Source organism: Phorcysia thermohydrogeniphila, from assembly GCF_004339575.1.
In the GTDB taxonomy this organism is placed as follows: Bacteria; Aquificota; Aquificia; order Desulfurobacteriales; family Desulfurobacteriaceae; genus Phorcysia; species Phorcysia thermohydrogeniphila.
The window spans coordinates 273,973-294,081 of the sequence record NZ_SMFV01000001.1; the positions used below are offsets into that span (position 1 = coordinate 273,973).

General features: G+C 42.3%; 15 protein-coding genes. 8 read left to right on the top strand and 7 right to left on the bottom strand.

Annotated features, from left to right (window positions below):
* The 7 genes from CLV27_RS01380 to CLV27_RS01410 form a co-directional block, all read right to left on the bottom strand.
* Positions 1 to 1,215 carry a type II secretion system F family protein gene (locus CLV27_RS01380; protein ID WP_132525061.1) on the bottom strand — a complete coding sequence of 405 codons (1,215 nt, stop codon included), beginning with the start codon at positions 1,213 to 1,215 and terminating at the stop codon, positions 1 to 3.
* Positions 1,215 to 2,816 carry a type II secretion system ATPase GspE gene (gene gspE, locus CLV27_RS01385; RefSeq protein WP_132525063.1) on the bottom strand — a complete coding sequence of 534 codons (1,602 nt, stop codon included), beginning with the start codon at positions 2,814 to 2,816 and terminating at the stop codon, positions 1,215 to 1,217. The genes CLV27_RS01380 and gspE overlap by 1 nt, the downstream gene beginning before the upstream one ends.
* Positions 2,806 to 4,698 (bottom strand): type II secretion system secretin GspD, encoded by a 1,893-nt coding sequence (gene gspD / locus CLV27_RS01390; RefSeq protein ID WP_132525065.1) that lies wholly within the window; start codon positions 4,696 to 4,698, stop codon positions 2,806 to 2,808. Before gspD ends, gspE begins: the two co-directional genes overlap by 11 nt.
* A 13-nt stretch (positions 4,699 to 4,711) precedes the next feature.
* Positions 4,712 to 5,521, bottom strand: a complete 810-nt coding sequence (locus tag CLV27_RS01395; protein WP_132525067.1) for a PDZ domain-containing protein — start codon at positions 5,519 to 5,521, stop codon at positions 4,712 to 4,714.
* Complete coding sequence (locus CLV27_RS01400) at positions 5,505 to 8,135, bottom strand: CBS domain-containing protein (protein ID WP_132525069.1); 2,631 nt, start codon at positions 8,133 to 8,135, stop codon at positions 5,505 to 5,507. Before CLV27_RS01400 ends, CLV27_RS01395 begins: the two co-directional genes overlap by 17 nt.
* A gap of 147 nt (positions 8,136 to 8,282) precedes the next feature.
* A complete protein-coding gene (locus CLV27_RS01405; RefSeq protein ID WP_132525072.1) occupies positions 8,283 to 9,566 on the bottom strand; it encodes a hypothetical protein in 1,284 nt (427 codons plus the stop codon).
* The gene (locus CLV27_RS01410) at positions 9,563 to 11,140 is read right to left on the bottom strand and encodes a DNA methyltransferase (protein WP_132525074.1); all 1,578 of its coding nucleotides are present in this window, start codon (positions 11,138 to 11,140) and stop codon (positions 9,563 to 9,565) included. The genes CLV27_RS01405 and CLV27_RS01410 overlap by 4 nt, the downstream gene beginning before the upstream one ends.
* A gap of 61 nt (positions 11,141 to 11,201) precedes the next feature.
* Between CLV27_RS01410 and folP the strand changes: the two genes are divergently transcribed.
* The 8 genes from folP to CLV27_RS01450 all read left to right on the top strand — a co-directional run bounded on the left by folP (position 11,202) and on the right by CLV27_RS01450 (position 20,109).
* Positions 11,202 to 12,410, top strand: coding sequence for a dihydropteroate synthase (gene folP / locus CLV27_RS01415; RefSeq protein WP_132525076.1), 1,209 nt, complete (start codon positions 11,202 to 11,204; stop codon positions 12,408 to 12,410).
* Entirely contained in the window at positions 12,404 to 13,216 is an 813-nt protein-coding gene (cdaA, locus tag CLV27_RS01420; protein WP_132525078.1) for a diadenylate cyclase CdaA, read from the top strand. The genes folP and cdaA overlap by 7 nt, the downstream gene beginning before the upstream one ends.
* Positions 13,200 to 13,835, top strand: a complete 636-nt coding sequence (locus CLV27_RS01425; protein ID WP_132525080.1) for a YbbR-like domain-containing protein — start codon at positions 13,200 to 13,202, stop codon at positions 13,833 to 13,835. The genes cdaA and CLV27_RS01425 overlap by 17 nt, the downstream gene beginning before the upstream one ends.
* Positions 13,832 to 15,178, top strand: coding sequence for a phosphoglucosamine mutase (glmM, locus tag CLV27_RS01430; protein ID WP_132525082.1), 1,347 nt, complete (start codon positions 13,832 to 13,834; stop codon positions 15,176 to 15,178). Before CLV27_RS01425 ends, glmM begins: the two co-directional genes overlap by 4 nt.
* 12 nt (positions 15,179 to 15,190) lie before the next feature.
* A complete protein-coding gene (locus tag CLV27_RS01435) occupies positions 15,191 to 17,074 on the top strand; it encodes a DUF3857 domain-containing protein (protein ID WP_132525084.1) in 1,884 nt (627 codons plus the stop codon).
* Positions 17,071 to 17,316, top strand: a complete 246-nt coding sequence (locus CLV27_RS01440; RefSeq protein ID WP_132525086.1) for a hypothetical protein — start codon at positions 17,071 to 17,073, stop codon at positions 17,314 to 17,316. The genes CLV27_RS01435 and CLV27_RS01440 overlap by 4 nt, the downstream gene beginning before the upstream one ends.
* Positions 17,313 to 18,287, top strand: coding sequence for a tRNA (adenosine(37)-N6)-threonylcarbamoyltransferase complex transferase subunit TsaD (tsaD, locus tag CLV27_RS01445; protein ID WP_132525088.1), 975 nt, complete (start codon positions 17,313 to 17,315; stop codon positions 18,285 to 18,287). The genes CLV27_RS01440 and tsaD overlap by 4 nt, the downstream gene beginning before the upstream one ends.
* Before the next feature lie 85 nt (positions 18,288 to 18,372).
* Positions 18,373 to 20,109 (top strand): ATP-dependent nuclease, encoded by a 1,737-nt coding sequence (locus tag CLV27_RS01450; protein WP_165863655.1) that lies wholly within the window; start codon positions 18,373 to 18,375, stop codon positions 20,107 to 20,109.

A 20,109-nucleotide genomic window follows, 5' to 3' on the forward strand; every position in this document is an offset into this window, starting at 1 on the left:
CTATCCTCTTATTCCCGTAATGGTGCTTATGCTCACCACAGGGAGCAGGAGCGAGTACACTATAAAACCGATTATCAAACCTACAAGCAGCATCATAGCAGGCTCTAAGAGCGATGTCAAGTTATTGAGTTTAATCTTTATCTCTTCCTGTATAAAGTGGGATGCTCTGAGGAGCATTTCGCCAAATAAACCGGTTTCCTCCCCTGTCTTAATAAGGTGAATAACTAAACTGTAGCTTCTCGGAAAAGCAGAAGAGAAACTTCTGTGAAAAGGAATTCCTTTTTTAATTTCTTCTTTAACCTCAAATATTAATCCGGCAATGTAACTATTTTTAACAGCTCCGGCTGCTACAGGAATTGCTTCTACTATCGGAATTCCGGAAGATACTAAACTTCCGAGTATTTCCAGAAAGCGTTGAATTTCTATATAAAAGAGAAACTTCCCGACAACGGGCAATCGGAGTTTAAGTTTATCAAGTTGATTTTTCAGCTTTTTACTTAGGAAAACGTAAGCGGAAAAAACAACAAAAATAGAGACTACCAAAAGGGCGTAGTGCTCAATTAGAAAGTTGCTTACGCCGAGGGTAATCCTCGTGCTAAGCGGCAAGCTCAGCTTAACGGATTTGTATATGGAAGTGACTTTGGGAATCACCGTTACCATCATAAAAACGACCGTGCCAAGGGCAACCAGAATGAGAACTGTAGGGTAAATCAGGGCACTTACTAAGAGGTGCTTGATTTCTTCTTTCCTCTCCAAGATTTGAGCAATAGTTTTCAGACTCCTTGGCAGCATTCCTCCTTTTTCTCCTGCCTGAACCAAGCTAAGGACCACGGGGTCGGTAATTCCGGCAAGCTCCAAGGCCTCTTTGAAGCTTTTTCCCTCTTTCAGAGCTCCCGTTAACCTCGTCAGGAAGACTTCCTTCCCCTTAGAATCTACGTCGCGGGAAAAGGCCGTAATTGCGTCAGTAAGGGGTATTCCTGCCTCCAGCATGGCAGCGAGGGTTCTGAAGAAAATGAGGAGCTCCTTATCAGAAAGTCCTTTCCGTAAAGAGAACTGCACAAAAGATTTCTTCTTTTCCTTCTCCTCCTTAACCTCGTAAGGGAATATACCTCGGGACTTTAACTTCTCTATCGCTCCGGCACGGGAAGAAGCCTCTACTACCCCTTTTACTTCTTTTCCCTTCCTATCAACACCTTTATAACTAAAAACTGCCATTACCCTCTCGTAACTCTCAGAACCTCTTCCGGAGTTGTTATCCCCATTTTAACTTTTTCAGCACCGTCCACCCTCAGCGTCTTCATTCCCCTGTCAACGGCAAGCTTCTTTATCTCGTCAGAGTCCCTGTTATCAAGAATCGCCCTCCTTACAGCACTATCCACGAGCAGTATCTCGTAAATTGCAGTTCTCCCGAGATAACCCGTTCCCATACAGTTCTCACAGCCCTTCCCTCTATAGAAAGAACCCTTAAAGTTTTCAATTCCGAGCTCTCGGAGCTCTTCAAAGGTCGGGGTGTATTCTTCCTTACAGTAGGGGCACACCTTCCTAACAAGGCGCTGAGCGATAACCCCTACAACGGAAGAGGCGACTAAGAAAGGTTCAATTCCCATATCAAGGAGCCTTGTAACGGAAGAGGCCGCATCGTTTGTGTGGAGGGTTGAAAAGACCAAGTGGCCAGTAAGAGCAGCTTGAATGGCAATTTCGGCCGTTTCAACGTCGCGGATTTCACCAATCATTATTACGTCGGGGTCCTGCCTTAAGATGCTCCTCAAAGCGCTCGCGAAGGTCAGCCCAATGTCGGGTTTCACCTGAACCTGAGAGATACCGTCAAGCTGGTACTCAACAGGGTCTTCAACCGTTATGATGTTAATTTCCTCGTTGTTTATCTCAGAAAGGGCGGCATAGAGAGTTGTGGTTTTACCTGAGCCTGTAGGTCCCGTTACAAGGACTATCCCGTGGGGAGTGTGGATTAACTTTTCAAACAGCCTGTAGTCTTCCTCAAGAAGCCCCAGCTCTTTTGTAGAGTAGAGAATGCTCTCCTTTGAGAGGAGTCTTAAAACCACCCTCTCTCCAAAGTAGGTCGGGAGTGTAGAAACCCTTATATCAACCTCTTTTCCCCCTACCCTTACCATTATCCTTCCGTCCTGAGGAAGGCGCTTTTCCGCAATGTCAAGGTTCGCCATTATCTTTAGCCTTGAAACAACTGCCGGCACTTTTGAAACTGGAATCTCTCTGAAAGTTTTAAGGACACCGTCTACTCTAAAACGAATCCTCATTCTGTCCTTAAAAGGCTCAAAGTGAATGTCACTCGCCCTTACTCTAAGGGCAGTCATAAGAATATCGTTTATAAACTGAACGGTAGGGGCTTCTTCCGTAGAAGCGAGTATGTCCTCGCCAAGAACTTCTTCAAACTCTTCCTGTTCCTGTTCTTCCGATTCCTCTCCTTCCATCAGAAAGGCGTTAATTTCGTCAAAGGGAACTACAAAGGCTTTTACAGGCTTTGAGAACATCCACTCAAGCTTCTTAAGCCCTTCAAAGTTGAAAGGGTTATCGGTGGCAACTTCTACGTAATGTTCTCCTTCTTTTAAGGGAATAATCCTCTCTCTCCTCAGGAAAAGGGAAGGAACCCTAGAGAGAACTTCTCTTTCTATTTCTGGAAGCTTTTCAAGGAACGGGATGCCAGCTTCTTTAAAGAGCTCCTTGATTTCGGGGGAGCTCCACTTAACAATCCCCACCAAATCTCTGAACTTACTGCCTGCTTTCTGCGGGATAAGTCCCCTTTTCTTTAATCTCTCAATAAACTCCCTCTCACTTAACATCTACTCTTAGACCCTCTCCCATCTGAAATTCTCCAAAGCCCTTTATGTCCGAGGTTATACCCTTTCTGGACTCCTGAATTTTCCTTATGTTCTCGTAGTAGAGTTTTAACCTATCCTTTGTAAGCTGGTTCTCCTCCTCCCTGCTCCTAACTATCCTTGGCGTAATAAAAACGAGGAGGTTCGTCTTCTCAATCTGGTGTCCCGTCTTCTTAAAGAGGTTTCCTATTATAGGCAGGTTACCAAGAATAGGGACTCTTTCAACCGTTGTTAGTTTTTTACTCTTTATAAGTCCACCTATAACGAGGGTCTGTCCATCCTGAACGTCAACTGTGGTCCTCGCCTCCCTCTTTGACGTAATGGGAGCTGTCTGGTCGGCGTTTGCGTAGCCTACTACATCCTCTACTTTTTCGTAAATCTTTAGCCTGACCTCTCCGGAGGCTGTTATGTGGGGAGTAATCTTAAGAGTTATACCAACGTCCTTGTAGTCGTAGCTGATAACGGGATTGTTGTTTGCGTCGTACTTAACCCCGGTTGAGTAGGGAATTACTTTGGTGATATTAATCTCTGCTTCCTCGTTATCAAGGGTGAGAATCTGGGGAGTAGCTATAACGTTAACTCCACCTTCCTTAGCGTAGGCGTTAAGGAGGAGACCAATATCCGGCATACCGTTTCTCCACTTGGCAAGTCCAAGGAGAAGCCCCGGAGAAGCTGTAGGATATCCTTCCTGCAGGGGCAGGTTACCGTAAAGGCTTCCTCCAAAGGGAACAAGCTCTCCACGGGAGAGGAACTTCCACTCAACGCCAAGCTGGAGGAGCTTGTCCATAGACATCTCAACTATTTGAACCTCAACAAAGACCTGTGGCCTCTTTATGTCTATGCTCGCAACAACTTCCTTCACCACCTTAAAGTCGTTCGGGGAGGAAAGAACTATTAGCGAGTTACTGGATTTATCCGCAACGACCTTTACCTCACCAGTTAGGCCCACGCTCTTTTTAGCGTTTCCCTTAAAGAGGCTATCAAGAACCTTCGCCATATCCTCGGCAAAGGCGTACCTAAGCCTTATAATGTGAATGTTCCCTTCCTCAACGTTTAAGGGCTTGTCAAGTTTCTTAACGAGGGAAGCTACCTCTTCAATAACTTTGCGAGTTCCAACAAGGTAGAGAGTGTTCGTCCTCTCATCTACGGCAAAGTGGTAGTAATCCCTTCCGGGAATCGGAAGGACTTTTGCAATGTCAAAGGCAAAGGTCTTATCAAGGAGAGCTCTCAAGACCCTCTCTGCGTCTTTGGCCTTACCGTTCTTAAACTCAAAAGAAGTTATCTCCATCTTGACGGGAGCTCTGTCAATCCTCCTTATAACCGTCTCTATCCTGTGGATGTTCTTCTCTTTATCCGTTACGACAATTGCGTTTGCATCCCTAACAAAGCTTACCCTACCTACAGGAGAGAGTAGATTCCTAACAAGGTTTTGAATCGGCGTAACCTGCAAGTGCTCGGGAACTATGATGTAGGTAAGTATTTTGTCTCCCCCGTCCACTTTTCCCGACTTAACGTCAGCACTCTCCTTAGGAGCGTTCCTGTTCCTGATTACCTTTACGTAGCTTCCGTAATCAACCACCTGATACCCGAGCTCATCTAAAGCTGCAACGTAGAGGTTAAAGAGCTCTTTTTTAGGAATCGGCTTTGGGGAAATAACCGTAATTTTCCCCTTTAAAGTTGGAGGTATTATGAAGTTCTTGCCGATAGCTTGACTTACCACTTTCGTAAAATCCTGAATGTCAACCGAGTCAAAGTTTATCTGAACGCTCTCAGGAGGCTGTGCCAAAGAAACAAGGGGTGAGAGCGAAAAGAGAGAGACGAAAAGTGCAATTACAGTTTTCCTCATAACCCCGACCCTCCTACTCAAGCTCGTAGTGGAGCTTAATCTCCCTGCCATGCCTTACCACCGTTATAGTTACAGTATCAGAGTTTTTAAGCTGCTCAAAGGCGGAGAAGGAATCCTCCGGCGTCTTTATATGGACGTCGTTTATAGAAGTTATAACATCCCCGGGACGCAGTCCCAGCTTGTAGATGAAACTCCTGCGGTTAACGTAAGTAACCTTTAAACCTTCGGGGTTTTTCCAAGGAATGATGCTTATATACTTGAGAAAGTTGCCGGAGGATATTTCATCTATTATTTCCCTTCTCTCCACTTTAAAAACGTTTCTTTCCCCCTGCTTAGAATCCAGAAGACTGGAACTTCGGTTAAACTTCTTCTCAAAGAGCTTTAGAACAACCGTCCTTCCTTTACCCTTTAGAACAACTCTGTCTGGGTAGACTGCAACTACTCTAAAGCCATCTACCTTTTGACCTGAAGTTACAGTTAGACTCTTACCGCTTTTTTTCTCTTTAAGAATGGCTATACTGTGTTCACACTGGCTACAGACTATAGTCCCTTTGAGGACATAGTTATCAAGTGAATAAACTTCTTCCCCCTGACTTTCAACTTCGCGCACTTCCTCTACTTTCTTCTCACCTGAGCTAAAGAAACCGGGCTTTTCTAAGGAAGAAATAAGCTTTTCTTTTTTTGAAGAAACAGAAGTAGAAGGAAAATCAATCTTGTAACAAGGCTTTAACCCAAATGTGGCTACAGCAGAAGCAAGTTGAGCCAAGCTGTAGGAGAGAAAAAGTACACAAGAAGCAACAAGCAAATCAGCGCTTTTCTGCATCTACAAGCTCCTTAGCTCGTGTAAGCTGTTCTTCCCTGTCATTGGGTAACTCTCCATCTATAATTGCATATTTTAGCTTACTTAGAATCTTCTTAAAGACAGGTCCCGGCTTAAGCCCCATACTTTTAAGGTCTTCACCGTTTACAAGGGGTTTTATAAATCGCCAGCTTTTAAGGTAGTTGAGAACCCTGTTTCTGGTCTCTTCATCCTGTGGAAGTGCTGCCAAGAAAAGTAAAAACTCTTCAGGAAGGTTCTGCAGAAGTTCGTAAACTTCACTATTTTTCCCTGCAAGCCTTACCTTTTTGATGAGAGGCAGGGAATTTTTAAGAATCTGGAATAGGAGCTCTGCCTCTTTCTGCGGAACGGCAAGCTCTTTTATGTACTTTTCAACACGGTTTAAAGGTTCTCTTAAGAAGAGAGCTCCGAAGTAAAGGATATGGTACTTAGTCTCCTTCTCCGGAAAGTTAAGCTTATGCCAGATAATTACTTTCCTAATTCTTTCAAAGAGATCTTTCTTAAATCTGTCCCAAGAGATTGAGGGGAAAAGTGAAGAAATTATTCTGTACTTTTCCAGCTTGTTCATTACCCTTAGAGGGTTATCTTCAAGGAATATCTGCTTAAGCTCGTGGTATATCCTCTGACCCTCTACCGTTTTAAACAGTTTCCTCTGAACGGCTATCTTAAGGAGCCTCTCTGTGTGCTTTCCAAGCTCAAAGCGGTACCTTGTGGCAAAGCGGAGAGCTCTTAAAATCCTCGTCGGGTCTTCAACAAAGGAAAGGGAGTGGAGAACCCTTATTTTCTTGTCCTTTATGTCTTTAAGTCCACCGAAAAAGTCTATGAGTTTTCCAAACTCCTTCTCGTTTATCTTTATGGCCAAAGTGTTTATCGTAAAGTCCCTCCTCATTAAATCTTTCTTTAATGGTGCCATATCAACTTCTGGGAGAGCTCCGGGAGCTCTGTAAACTTCCGTCCTTGCAGAAGCAAAGTCTATTCTCTTCCCTCCCTTAAAAACGACCGTTGCAGTTTTAAACCTTTCATAGGTGTGAACTTTTGCACCAAAACGTTTAGCAAGCTCTTTGGCAAAAACTGTCGCATCCCCCTCTATAACGATGTCAACGTCAAAGTTCTTCCTTCCGATGATTAAATCCCTGACAAAACCGCCAATTATGTAAGCGTTAACCTTCCTCTCATCTGCAAACTTACCTATCTCCTTGATGAGGTTAAAGAGCTCTTCAGGAAGGACTTCCTTTAACTTCGCAGCAACGTTTTTAAAGCGAGGTGATAGACTCGCCCTTTTTTCGTAAAAACGGGAAATATCCGCTAATTCATTCCTGTAGAGGTTCATAAGGATATCGGTTCTCGTTATGACTCCAACCGGGCGGCCTTTCTCAACTACCGGGACAAAGGTTTGATGTCTTTCAACGATGATTTCTTCAACCTCGTCAAGGGAAGTCTCTGGCGATACGGAGAAAAAGTCCCTTTCCATAACGTCAGAAACCCTTTCCTCTTCAAGTCCCATGTAGACGGCCTTATCAAGGAGAGCTCTACTTACAATTCCAACAATCTTTCCTTCTCTATCAACAACTGGAGCGGCGTTTATGCTGTTCTTCATTAGGAGAGCTCTCGCCTCTTTTACACTTGCTCCTGCTTTCACCGTAATCGGAGGTGAGGTCATGATATCGGCAGCTCTTCTAAGGGGCTCTACCTCCTCGTAGAGGACTCTTCGGAGCTCCTCTAAAACCTCAAAAGCTGTTTTTCCCTTCACCGTAGCCGAGGCGGCCTCTGGGTGTCCTCCTCCACCGAAACGGCCTACCACCTTAGAAACATCAACCTTTTCGGTCTGAGACCTACCTATAAGGAAGGTAGCCCCCTGAGTTTCTACAGCCGCTAAAAGGGCCGGAAGTCCCGTAATTTCAAGGAGCTTACTGACAAGGTGGGCAACCTCTCCAACGTAGGAATCAAACCGGGCGTAGGTAATGCCTATGCGGTTGCCGTGAACTTCCGTAACTACGAGGTTATCCTTTAAAACCTTCAGGACGTCAAGCTCTCTGTCTGACATCTCAAGGGGAAGGTACTTCTTTACAAACTCCAAGCGAGCTCCAAGGGCAAGGAGGTAGGCAGCGGCAACAAAGTCAAGGGGAGAAGTCGTAGGAAACCTAAAACTTCCCGTATCAGCGTAAATCCCAGTTAACATAACGGAAGCTTCTAAGGGAGAAGGGATTATTCCCTTTCCTTTAAGGAGGAGAACCATCAAAGAAGTTACAGAGCCAGAGTGCTTGTAGTGAACATCAGCCTCCTCTACCTGAGAGAAAACGGGGGAGTGGTGGTCGTAGACGATAACCTCTGAATCTGGAGAAAGCCCTGAGGCAACGCTCTTAGGAATTCTCTCTAAGGAATCGGTATCAACAACGATTAACTTCTTAATCTTTCCCTTAAAGGAGCTCTCCCCTACAAACTCCAAAAGGTCTGGGTTTTCAGAAAGGAGTTTAATAACGTCACTTCCCTTGGCGTCCGGTAAAACTACCGTAGCCTCAGGAAAGAGCTTCTTTGCTGCAACTACTGCCCCAAGGGAGTCTAAGTCCATATTCTTGTGGGTTGTTATTACGGATTCCATAGCCTATTACAGTAACTCTCGTTATCTATATGTTTCTCCAACTTATTGCTAAAAGTATTTAAAACTGCTTTATGAAACGGCGCATTTCTATTGCTTTCTGCATCTTCCAGAGAATTATCGAATCGGGACTTTAAAACCCTCAGGATTTCAAGAGCTATGAGCTGAGCTTCCTTCTCCATCATCTTTACCTTTTAAAATTTTTTTAAAAATTTCCTCTATCTTAAGAATTTTTTTCTTCAAAGTGATAATTTCCTGCCCTAAGATTATTTTTTTAAATAGACCTTCAAATCCACTGTAATATAGAATGTGCGTTTTTATGGCTCTATTTCCTTTTTGTTTTATTTGTTCTATTGTCTCGCTATTAAGGTTATTTAGTACACACTTCCAATGATAATGTTTTCCATCAGCAAATTTATGAGAGTTATAAGTTGATTTACCTCTTTCTTGCTTATACTTTGAATAAGGGCATTTCCCATTGAGAATTTCCTCTTTTTTATATTTATTACATTCTTCCAAACATTTTATTTCAAATTTACCTTTAAGTAATCGTTCTTTTACTTCTGGTTCTGTAAATCTTTCAATAACATAAGGACACAGTTGTATCCAACTTTTGCAAATGGGGCATCTATCGGAAACTCTCGAATTTGAAGTATCTATCGTTATTGTAGGTATTCCTGTCTTTGCAGAGAATAACCCAGACTGTATTTCTTTTTTTCCTCCAACCTCAATCCCGTATAATTTTGAATCATAAGTTAATAATAGAAAGTCAGGAGGAACTAAATAATCCGAATAGCTGAAAATTCTTTGATGAATCAGTAAAGGAATAATATAACCTAAATCTAAGTTTAACATAAAAGCATACGTTCCTAATTCATGCCATAAGCCACCAGCTGTTTTGGGTAGAACAGAGTCATAAACTTTATTTAGTTCCTTTATAAAATTTTCTAACTTCTTTTTATTTCCTTTCTTAAGATTCTGAAACCCTCTTAAAGAATTAAGAATTTCCTTTAAAGGCATCCCTATGGGTCTATTCCAAACTTTTAGCATCATCAAATTTTTTCTATCTTGCTCATCTAAATATAACTTCTCATTCAGAAGTTTTTTTATAAATGATTTTCTCCTATTTTCAGATACTGAGAGACTATCTATTTTCATTAATAAATTAATCAAACCCAAAAGGAACTCCAAAAAAAGCTTCTTATTAGACTCGTTAGGCCTACTTTGCATAAAATACGCAAGTCTTCCGAAAATTATAAACTCTATAAGGTCTGACAATACTATCTGTCTATTACCCAAAATATAATCCATCCTAAAATTAACTTGTTGCAGTATCTTTGAAACCTCCTTAAACTCATCTTCCCTGTCGAAAAATTCAAATAAACCTATTAAGTGATCCATCAACTTTTTTAACTTTTCCAATTCTTCCTTCATTTAATCCTCCTCATTAAAAACACACTTTCCCCATAAGGATTTTTATCTCTTGCCGTTCTATTTAAAACGGGCCTTTTATACTCCTCCACTATTTTCAATCCTGCCCTTCTGGCTATTTCTGGATACAAATTATACTTATCATTAGCAACTATAAAAACGTAAGGATCATCAATTGAATATCTCAAGCAATTTTTCAAGACTTGTGAAACTCCCTCAATATAGCTTCTTCTAGCTTCTAACCCCTCACCTTTAAAGAGAGGTCCTATTTCAAGTTCGTCCCTCCTCTCTATTCCAAAGAGTTCATAGGCATAAGCATGCTGTTCGTGATAATCTATCTGTCCTACGTAAGGGGGTGAAGTAAAAATACCCTTTATCTTTTGCCTTTTAAGGAGCTCATAAAATTTCCTATTCTTCCTTTTCACCTCCTCAAATATGTCTATCTTTCTACTATCCCCTGTAAGAACCACCTGAAAAGCATCAGTTTTTAGTTTCTTATACTCGGATAACCTTCTTAAAGTATCCTTCGCGTATCTTTGGAATATAGGAAGCAACCGAAAGACAGGCTTACAGATTTTAAAATGTTTATAGCAGTAATAAGGAACATACTGAGGTTCTTTTAACCTATCCAAGTCCATATGAGTTGTCGCTCGTGCAGAGCGAACTGAGCGGCTCAAGATTACCATTAAAGTCTTTTTCAATATTTCATCTTTCACCCTCTCTATACGTGAGAGAACAATCTCTGCTTCTCTTCTAACGCTCGGCAAATACCACCTATCAAGGAATTTCCCTTGAGATGGACTTTCTAAGGATACGCCATACTTCCTTAGAAGATTTAGGTAAATTTCTAAAAACTCCCTCTCTTTTTCCTTTAAGTAGCTCTTTTCTACTTTGTTGGCTCTGAAAAGTTTCTTGAACTCAGGAGAGGGAAAGTATCTTTGGTTGAACTCTTGAAGCTTTTTCTTTAGCTCTTCTTCAAATTCTGTCAGCTTTTCCTGAGACTCGTACGCTTTTAAGTCTCTCAAAATACTTCTCACTGAAAGTTCAAGCTCTGTAAGATCAACATTTGCAAACTTTACTTCAGCAATAATAGTGTTGAATTCAGAGACATCTATACCTATGCTGTGAATGCCAAGTTCATTGGCCTGAATCAAGGTTGTTCCACTACCGCAGAAAGGGTCAAGTACTATATCCCCCGGCCTAAAAAAGACCTCTCTTTTAAACTCATCTGTATGCTCGTCAAGAAAGTACTCAACAAGCTGAGGAATAAACTTTCCCTTGTAAGGGTGAAGACGATGGACATGCTTTGTCCTTTCAGATTCCTTAACCCAGTCAAAGGATAAGTGCCAGTTTATCTCCTTCCCTAAGTAGGCCTCATACTTCCTTCTCTCTTCCTCCTGCTTTTTTTCGTAATACTCCTTTAGCTCCCTTAGGGAAACAAACAGCTTTCCGTCTCTTCTGTAACCGTTTACTCTTCCGTAGTTTATCAAGTAGGATATGTTCGTCTCCGAAATACTCCTGTTAAACAGCTCTGATAGAAGCTGAGCGGCCTCTTTTAGGGAAAGAAGCTCTTCCACTGCCACCTCCTTTGAGGTTGACAGTATAATAGTAAAGCAATAAAGATAGCAAGAGGAAAGGATGCTTATTGTCCCTAAGGAATTCAAAGACCCGGAAGAGTTAAAAGAGTACCTGCTGAAAATAGGTAACACCCCTCAAGGTGTAGAAATTCTTTCAAAGAAAGGGAAGGTCTTACTCTTTGAAGTAAAGGACATTGACACAAGAGCCGCAAACATTTTAAAGCAGGACGCTATAGCTCTTGGAGGGGACTGTGCCGTCCCAAGGAAGGCCTCAAGTTTTGAAAAGGGAAAGTGCACTGTCCTTCTAATGGTTACAGAAAGGGAACTTGAAAGGCTAATTGAGAAACTCAAGCTACAACCTTTTGGTCTTAAAAAGCTCTCCGAAAAGCTCCAAAAAACCCTCTCAGAATATAGGAAAGACTCCTTCACGATTTCCTACAGGGGAAAAGAACTTTCCCTAAAAAAACCTGTCATAATGGGAATCCTGAACGTAACTCCCGATTCCTTTTCTGACGGAGGACTTTACAGCTCTACCGATAGAGCTCTCAAAAGATGCGAAGAGATGCTAAAAGAAGGCGCACAGATTATTGACATCGGCGGCGAATCAACCCGCCCCGGCGCAGAGCCCGTTCCTTTGGAGGAAGAGATAAGAAGAACCATTCCGGTAATTGAGGAGATGAGGAAGAAACTTGGAGATGACTTCTTTATCTCCATAGACACCTACAAGTCTTCCGTTGCTGAGAGAGCTCTTAACGCAGGAGCAGACATCGTTAACGACATAAGCGGTTTTCACTTTGACAGCAAAATGGCACAGCTCGTGGCAAAGAGGAAGTGTCCTGCAGTAATCATGCACATTAAGGGAACTCCGAAGGACATGCAGAAGAACCCTTACTACGAGGACGTAGTTAAGGAAATTGTTGAGTACTTTGAGAGAACCATAAAAATGGCAGAAGAAAGGGGCGTAGAACGTTCCCAGCTCATCATTGACCCGGGAATAGGTTTTGGTAAGAGGGTCACAGACAACCTTTGCATTCTCAAAAGGCTTTCAGAGCTCAAAGTATTCGGACTACCAATACTCATAGGAGCCTCAAGGAAGAGTTTCATAGGTGCTGTAACGGGAGAAGAAATTCCAGCCCGTAGAGTACCGGGAAGCCTCGCAGCAGCGGCAATAGCCGTCCTAAAAGGTGCAAAAATCCTTAGAGTTCACGACGTAAAGGAAACAAAGCAGTTCCTTGACACCCTTTTAGCCATTGAGGAGGCAAGTTGTTAGAGACTTTCCCCAAAATAACGCTCTGGGACGTAATAGATATACTAATTGTAGCCTTCCTCATCTACAGGATTTTCATTTACCTCTCTCAAACCCGAGCAATTCAGATACTGATAGGTCTCCTGTTCCTTCTCATTTTGAGCGTTATTGCGAAGTTCTTCCACCTCTACACTTTATCATTCATCTTTAACAACCTGATAACAATCGGTATCTTTGCACTCCTCGTCATCTTTCAGCCAGAAATTAGGAGAATCCTTGCACGAATTGGCGAAAAACACTTTGGCATCTTTTCTTCCGAAGAAGAGGCTGAAAAAGTAATAGAAGAAATCGTTAGAGCTGCAGCTGCAATGTCTGAAGATAGGATAGGAGCTCTTATGGTCATTGAGAGGGAGGTTAACCTTGACAACTACGTTGAGGCTGGAACGGCCATTAACGGAGAGGTTTCTAAGGAGCTCCTTATCACAATTTTCTGGCCGGGAACTCCCCTCCACGACGGCGCAACGATAATAAGGAGAAACAAAATCTACAAGGCCGGAGCCTTCTTACCTCTTTCCCTTAACCCCAACCTCCCTCAGACAGTAGGAACAAGGCACAGGGCTGCCATAGGGATAACCGAGGAAACAGATGCAGTTGTCGTCGTTGTCTCTGAAGAAACCGGCGCCGTTTCCGTTGCCTATACCGGAAAGCTCATAAAGGACCTTGACCCCCAAAAGCTTAAGAAAGTTCTCAAAGGACTGCTCGTTAAGAAGGCAAAGGAGAAAAACTCCTTTTTCAGCTTAAGGAGAAGCAAGAGTGAAGAAGCTGCTTGACGCAGTGTTTTACAGGTTCCACTACAAGGTTCTTGCTCTGCTTTTTGCCACCCTACTATGGCTACTGGCAGTGAACAGGGAAATCTCGGAGGTGGAGCTCCAGCTTAAAATCCACCCCATTCCGACGGGCAACTACAGGATAATTGACTACCACCCGAAGGTGGTAACGATACTCGTTGAAGGCTACAGAAAAGACCTCATCATACTGAGAGAGAAAGGAACCGTTAAATTCGTCTTACCGGCAAATCTACTCCCCAACAAAGACGGCAAGATATCAGTAAAAATAGACAAGTCAAGACTTATCCTTCCTATCCAGTCCGTAAAGGTTAAAAAAATACATCCCGAGAGCATTACCGTAGAAGTAGAAAATCTCATAGAAAAGGCTGTTCCAGTAAAGCTAAACATCGTTGGCCTGAAAAAAGGTTTAAAACTTGACATCTCCCCTAACTACGTTATCGTTTACCTCCCGAAAGACGCGAAAAACAGCGTAAAATACGTTGAAACAGAAAAGGTTGACTTGTCATCAGTTAAAGGGAAAGGAGAGATTCACCTGAAACTCGTTAGCAAGTACCGGGTAGAACCGAACACAGTAAAAATCACGGTAAGGGAGGCAAAATGAAGGCAAAGAGGAAGCTCTTCGGTACGGACGGAATAAGAGGCATTGCCAATAAATATCCCCTGACTCCTGAAATGGTTCAAAAGATAGGTATAGCCTACGGCGTTTACCTCAACGCTAAGTTTCCAGACGAAAGGCACACAGTCGTTATCGGTAAAGATACTCGCCTCTCTTCTGACATGATTAAGAGCGCCTTTATTAGCGGACTTACAGCCACGGGCGTTGACGTAATAGACGTCGGCACAGTTCCAACCCCCGCCATCTCCTACTTCGTAAGGGAAGGTAACCTCTCCGGCGGCGTAATGGTATCGGCCTCCCACAACCCTTACGAGTACAACGGCCTAAAGTTCTTTACAAGGGAAGGAAAGAAGTTCTCTGAAGTAGAAGAGGGGGGACTGGAACTCGTTGTATTCAACAAGTACGAACTACCCAAAGCCTTGCCGGAAAATATCGGAAGGGTCTTTGACGGAGAGAACCTCGTTGAGTCTTACGAAAAACACCTTGAATCTGCTGGAAGGTACTTGGCAGGTCTAAAGATAGGAATTGACTGCGCAAACGGCGCTACTTTTCAGATAGCACCGCAGGTCTTTAGATCCCTCGGAGCAAGGGTTTTCGTTTTTAACGCTGAACCCGACGGGAAGAACATAAACGAAGGGTGTGGAGCTCTCCACCCAGAGTTTATAGCCCAGAAAGTCAGAGACCTTAACCTCCACATGGGCTTTGCCTTTGACGGAGATGGCGATAGGTGCATTGCCGTTGATGAGAACGGCAATATAGTGGACGGCGACAAGCTCATAGCCATTCTCGCAGCCCACTACGCTCAAAAGAGTAAAGAAGTGGTCGCAACAGTTATGAGCAACATGGGACTTGAAGTGTTCCTTAAAGAGATGGGACTCAACCTCCACAGGACTCCCGTAGGTGATAGGTTTGTGGCAGAGAAGATGGATGAGGTCGGAGCTCTCGTTGGCGGCGAACAGTCAGGCCACGTAATTATCAAAGAGTTCAGCGAAACTGGAGATGGAATCCTGACAGCAATTCTCATTGCCTCAATCGCTAAATCCGTCAAGAAACCGCTGAGCCAGCTCGCTTCCATGGTAAAGACCTTCCCTCAGAAGCTAAAGAACATAAGGGTCAAAGAAAAACCTCCTCTTGAGAAACTTGAAAAGCTCCAGAACGCAATAAAGGAAGCTGAAGAGAAACTGGCCGGAAAGGGCAGGGTTTTAGTCCGCTACTCCGGAACTGAGCCCGTCCTCAGGATAATGGTTGAAGCAGAGGACGAGAACCTAATTGACGTCATAATAGAAGACTTACAAAAAGCAGTAAAAGAAGAAGGTATAGCCCTTTAATAGGAGGTCTCCATGGGACGGCTTCTAACCGCCATACTGTTTATTGTTCTCCTTCCCCTTAGCGTTCTTGCGAAAGACTTTGGAGCTCTCATCCTCTACGACCACTCTGAAGTAAAGTTCTTCCCCGATGGAAGAAAGGTCTGGAAAGAGGAAAGGGCGGTAAAAATCCTTGACAAGAGAGGGATAAAAGATTTTGGAGAGATTGTTATTCCTTTCTCCACAGAGCACCAGAAGCTAAAGATTCTTTACGCCTATACGGTCCTCCCTGATGGCACTGTAGTAAAGCCCGATAAAAAGGCCTTTAACATTGTCTACCCGCCCTTTGTCTCTGAAGCTCCTATTTACTCAGACCTTAAATACCAAACTATTTCAATGCCGGCAGTCACGAAAGGAGCCGTTATTAAGTACGCCTTTGTATTAGAGACCTTTAAACCCTACATGGAGAATGAGTTCTGGACAACGAACTTCTTTCAGGACGAATATCCCGTGAAAGAAGCAACCTTCAAGGCTTACATTCCAAAGAACAAGTACTACAAGTTCAAGACCTACAACATGACCGATGAGGAGGCAAATCCTCAAGTCTCGGAAGAAGGAGATTACGTCGTCCTTAGCTGGAAGTTAGAAGACGTTCCTCCTATAGAGAAAGAACCAAACGCTCCTCCCCTTGGAGAACTTGCAAAGAAAGTCGTCATTACATCGCTAAAAAGCTGGGATCAGGTTGCTAAGTGGTACTCAGAGCTTGCAAGAGAAGCTTTAAAACCAGATGAGACCGTAAGAAAGACTGTTGAAGAGATAGTTAAGGGTAAAAAGACTCAGGAAGAGAAGATAAGAGCTATTTACAACTTTGTCGCCAAGAACATCCGTTACGTTGGAATGGAGTTTGGGATAAACGGCTACAAGCCCCATAAAGCCTCTGAAGTCCTAAAGAACAGGTATGGAGACTGTAAGGACCACGCTACGCTCCTTATAGCTATGCTTAAAGTCATAGGAGTAAAAGGGTATCCCGTTCTAATTCCTACCTTAAGCAGGTCAAACATGGACCCTGAAGTGCCCCTCCCAACGGCCTTCAACCACGAAATCGCCGCCATAAAGGTTAACGGCCAATTCCTCTACATGGACACAACGTCTGACTACGTTCCCTATAAACACCTTCCTGCCAGCGATCAGGGAAGGAACGTCTTAGTTGTAGATACCGAAAAAGAGAAAGGCACTGTTGATAGAACTCCTGTAGCCCCGCCTTTAGAAAACCTTGAAGGGTTTAAAGGAAGCTTTAGTCTAAGTCCATTAGGAGAGCTCCACGGCCACTTCACTTTTATTTACAAAGGAGTCTACAGCGTCTTTGAAAGAGCAAGGCTTATAAACTCAACACCTTCCTCCGTAAAAAGACACGTTGAAGGACTTGCCTCACAGGTTTCCCCGGGGTTTGACGTAGAGGAGTTCAAGCTCTCTGACTATAAAGACTTAAACGTTCCAGACGTAACCATAGAGATAGAAGGAAAAGATAGAAACTACGGAACTCTTACATCCCACTTTCTCCTTGCAAAGTTCCCCGCTCCCGACTACAGCAGAATTGTCTCCTTAGTTGCAGCAAAGAAGAGGAAGTACCCCTACGTTGTCGGCTATAAAATGTCAAAGGTTAGCGAAGTTGAACTAAAAATTCCAAAAAAGTACAAGCTCTACCTAAAGCCCGAAAACTTTTTCTTCCAGAACAGGGTAGGTAGCTTCTCCATAGAATGGAAGGTAGAAGACTCTAAGGTGAGAATGCGCTCCCGGATGGTTCTTACAAAGAACGTTATCAGTCCAGAAGAGTATCAGGACTTGAGGGACCTCTTTAATACCGCAGTTAAAACAATCAGGAACCAGATAATTGTTCTAAAGAAGGAGCAGGAGGAATGACAGAAAAGGATTTAACAACGAAACTGGTTGAAGCCCTTGAAAAATTACCGGAAGTAAAAAAGGTAGAAGTTGTTCCCATATGTGAGATCTACATAGATACATGTTTAAAGGTTTTCGTTCACGAAAAGAGCACTGATGTAAAGATGAAAGTGGCAGATGCAGTTACAAGAGTTGCAATGGAGGAGCAGGAAAGGCTCGGTAAGTACCCCGAAATTTACTGGGACATAGAGGTTGAGAAATGATTGTTCTTGGAATAGATACCTCCTGTGATGATACATCTATAGCCGTTTATGATAGCTCTAAAAACACGGTTCTCTCCAACATAGTTTCATCCCAACACCAGTTTCACCTACCCTTTGGAGGGGTTGTTCCAGAGATTGCAGCAAGAAAGCACGCAGAGAACATAGATATAGTCTTTGAAGAAGCTTTAAAAGTTGCAGGCATAAAGGTTAAGGATATTGAACTCATTACAGTTACGAGAGCTCCCGGCCTCCTGCCTGCACTCCTTGTCGGGCTAACCTTTGGCAAGGGTATCGCCTACTGTCTGAACATTCCTTTTAAAGGAGTTCACCACATTGAGGCCCATGTCTTCTCCCCCTTCATAGGTTCTACGCCTCCAGAAGTCTTTTTAGCCTTAGTAGTAAGCGGAGGACACACGCTTTTAATCTTGGTTGAGGGACTCGGGAAATACAGGGTAATCGGGAAAACCCTTGATGATGCCGTCGGCGAGGCCTACGACAAAGTTGCCAAAATGCTCGGTCTTGGCTATCCGGGGGGCCCGATAATAGATAGAATCTTTAAGAGCTACAGCGGAGAGTATTTAGAGCTCCCCAAACCAAAAGTTCCCGGTTTTAACTACAGCTTTAGCGGTCTTAAAACGGCAGTAAGGCGATTAGTAGAAAAGGGCTACCCAGCAGAGCAGATTGCAGCTTCCTTTCAGAAAACGGCAATAGAGTACTTAGTCGGAAAGCTAAAAAAAGCCCTAAAAGAGTTTAACGTTAAAGACATTGCCGTTTCCGGTGGAGTTTCCGCAAACTCCCTACTAAGGGAGAAGCTGTTGGAGCTCCAAGAAGAAGGCTACAGAGTACACTTACCAAAAATGGAATACACCTCAGATAACGGTGCAATGGTTGCCTACGTCGGCTTTAAAAGATTCTTACTAGAAGGAGAGGACCCCTTAACCCTAAACGCTGTCGCAAGGTTAGGTCTTTAACGATAAACATACTTTCCTTTTTTCTGCTATAATTGCAAACAATATTAGATAAATAATACAAGGGAAAGCAGAAACGGGGGAAACCGTGAAACTGAAGCTTAAGGGGATTAAAATCAAGAACTTTAGGTCTTTCAACATTTTTCCAGATACAGAGGAGTTTTTGGAAATCGGCGATTTCACAGTTATTGTTGGAAAAAATGATGCAGGGAAATCAAACCTATTAAGAGCTATAAAAATACTCTTGAATGGAGAAAAAGTAACAACAAGTGATTTCCATAAAGGAAACTTTGAACAGCCTATTGAAATTATCGCAGTTTTTGAGCCATCCTCCGAACATGGAGAGAAGGGAATAAAACTTCTATCAATTGAAAATAATCAAGATAGGAGAATTTTTATCAGAAAGCAATTCTCATATGAAAAAAAGCAATCATCAGAGGAAGAAGGAAAAATAAAATCTCAAGAAGATATTTTTATTGGAGAAAGCTCTCTTAAAGCTGGACAATCTCTTGGAAGTAGGCAAAAGATTAAAGCCATTAAGCAATACTTGCCAAAAGTGATATTTATTCCTGCATTGAAAAACGTAGAAGAGGAAGTAAAACTTCAAAGAAACACGATAATGTCAGGACTTTTAATTCCTATTATTGAGAAATCAAATACGGTAAGCGAAAAAGATAAAAAAGACGAAAAGAATACAAAGAAAACAATAGAAGACCTAAAAAGAGAACTAAAAAATTCAATAGAAAAAGCTACAGAAGGCATAGCTAAAAGTTTAAAAGACGAATTAGTAAAACTGTGGGACGATGTTGAAGACATCCGGATAGAGATAGAAGGTTTAGATATAAAAAAGGCCTTTGTTCCAAAAATAAAAATTAAAGATAAGTATTTAAACGACCATGTAGAGGTTAACTACAAAGGTAACGGTTTCCAAAGATACATGATTCTATCACTATTAGAAATATATAGAAAACAAAAAATCGGTGACGGCTATATCCTACTTTTTGAAGAGCCTGAAGTGTTCCTCCATGCTGGTGCTCAAAAGAAACTTCTCGGTATATTAAAGGATTTCTGTCTACGAGGTCAGGTTATATTAACAACCCATTCCCCGATATTTATTGATAATTCCAATACTGAAACTACCTGCCTACTTTACAAAAGCAATGGAGAAACAAGAATAAGAAAATTAGAAAGTCAACTACAAATTCTTGAAGAACTTGAAATAAGGCCAAGCGACATTTACCTATCAAATGGTGTAATATTTGTTGAAGGACCTTCAGATGTCCTAATTCTTAAAAAAATAATTAACCTGCTAATGGAAAACCTCAGAGATAAACTCAACGTTTCTTCTTGGGAAGAACTAAACGTTTCCATACTGCACTTAGGAGGCAAAGGAAATGCTAAACATATAGTTAGAAATGTTGACTCCGTTCGCTCTATAAATCCAAACATTGCTATCCTATTAGATGGAGATGCTATAGAAGACTTTTCTAATGATGACTTCAATCATCTAGAAGAAAAAGGTATTAAGTGCTATCTATGGAAGAAAGATGATGCAACTGTAAAAAGTATAGAAAATCTTTTTAGCAGAAAAGCCATAGAGAAGGTTTTCAATATTTCTTTAGATAGGGACATACTACCCGATGATGATGTTAAAGAATTGATAGCAAGTAAAGTAAGACAAAAAAGGAATATTCCTAACTGGGAGTATAACGAAATAAAGCACGGAGAAAGAATAATTAGGCAAATGATAGAAGACAAAAGTGATAATTTGCAGTATTTCATCAATCAAATAGTCCAAATCATTAGAGACTTTAAACTAACATAA

Bases quoted from the DNA above. Each gene is read 5' to 3' on its own strand.
- folP (WP_132525076.1), top strand. From the start codon at position 11,202: ATGCTTATTGTCCCTAAGGAATTCAAAGACCCGGAAGAGTTAAAAGAG.
- CLV27_RS01380 (WP_132525061.1), bottom strand. From the start codon at position 1,215: ATGGCAGTTTTTAGTTATAAAGGTGTTGATAGGAAGGGAAAAGAAGTA.
- CLV27_RS01395 (WP_132525067.1), bottom strand. From the start codon at position 5,521: ATGCAGAAAAGCGCTGATTTGCTTGTTGCTTCTTGTGTACTTTTTCTC.
- CLV27_RS01400 (WP_132525069.1), bottom strand. From the start codon at position 8,135: ATGGAATCCGTAATAACAACCCACAAGAATATGGACTTAGACTCCCTT.
- CLV27_RS01405 (WP_132525072.1), bottom strand. From the start codon at position 9,566: ATGAAGGAAGAATTGGAAAAGTTAAAAAAGTTGATGGATCACTTAATA.
- tsaD (WP_132525088.1), top strand. From the start codon at position 17,313: ATGATTGTTCTTGGAATAGATACCTCCTGTGATGATACATCTATAGCC.
- gspD (WP_132525065.1), bottom strand. From the start codon at position 4,698: ATGAGGAAAACTGTAATTGCACTTTTCGTCTCTCTCTTTTCGCTCTCA.
- CLV27_RS01435 (WP_132525084.1), top strand. From the start codon at position 15,191: ATGGGACGGCTTCTAACCGCCATACTGTTTATTGTTCTCCTTCCCCTT.
- gspE (WP_132525063.1), bottom strand. From the start codon at position 2,816: ATGTTAAGTGAGAGGGAGTTTATTGAGAGATTAAAGAAAAGGGGACTT.
- glmM (WP_132525082.1), top strand. From the start codon at position 13,832: ATGAAGGCAAAGAGGAAGCTCTTCGGTACGGACGGAATAAGAGGCATT.
- CLV27_RS01440 (WP_132525086.1), top strand. From the start codon at position 17,071: ATGACAGAAAAGGATTTAACAACGAAACTGGTTGAAGCCCTTGAAAAA.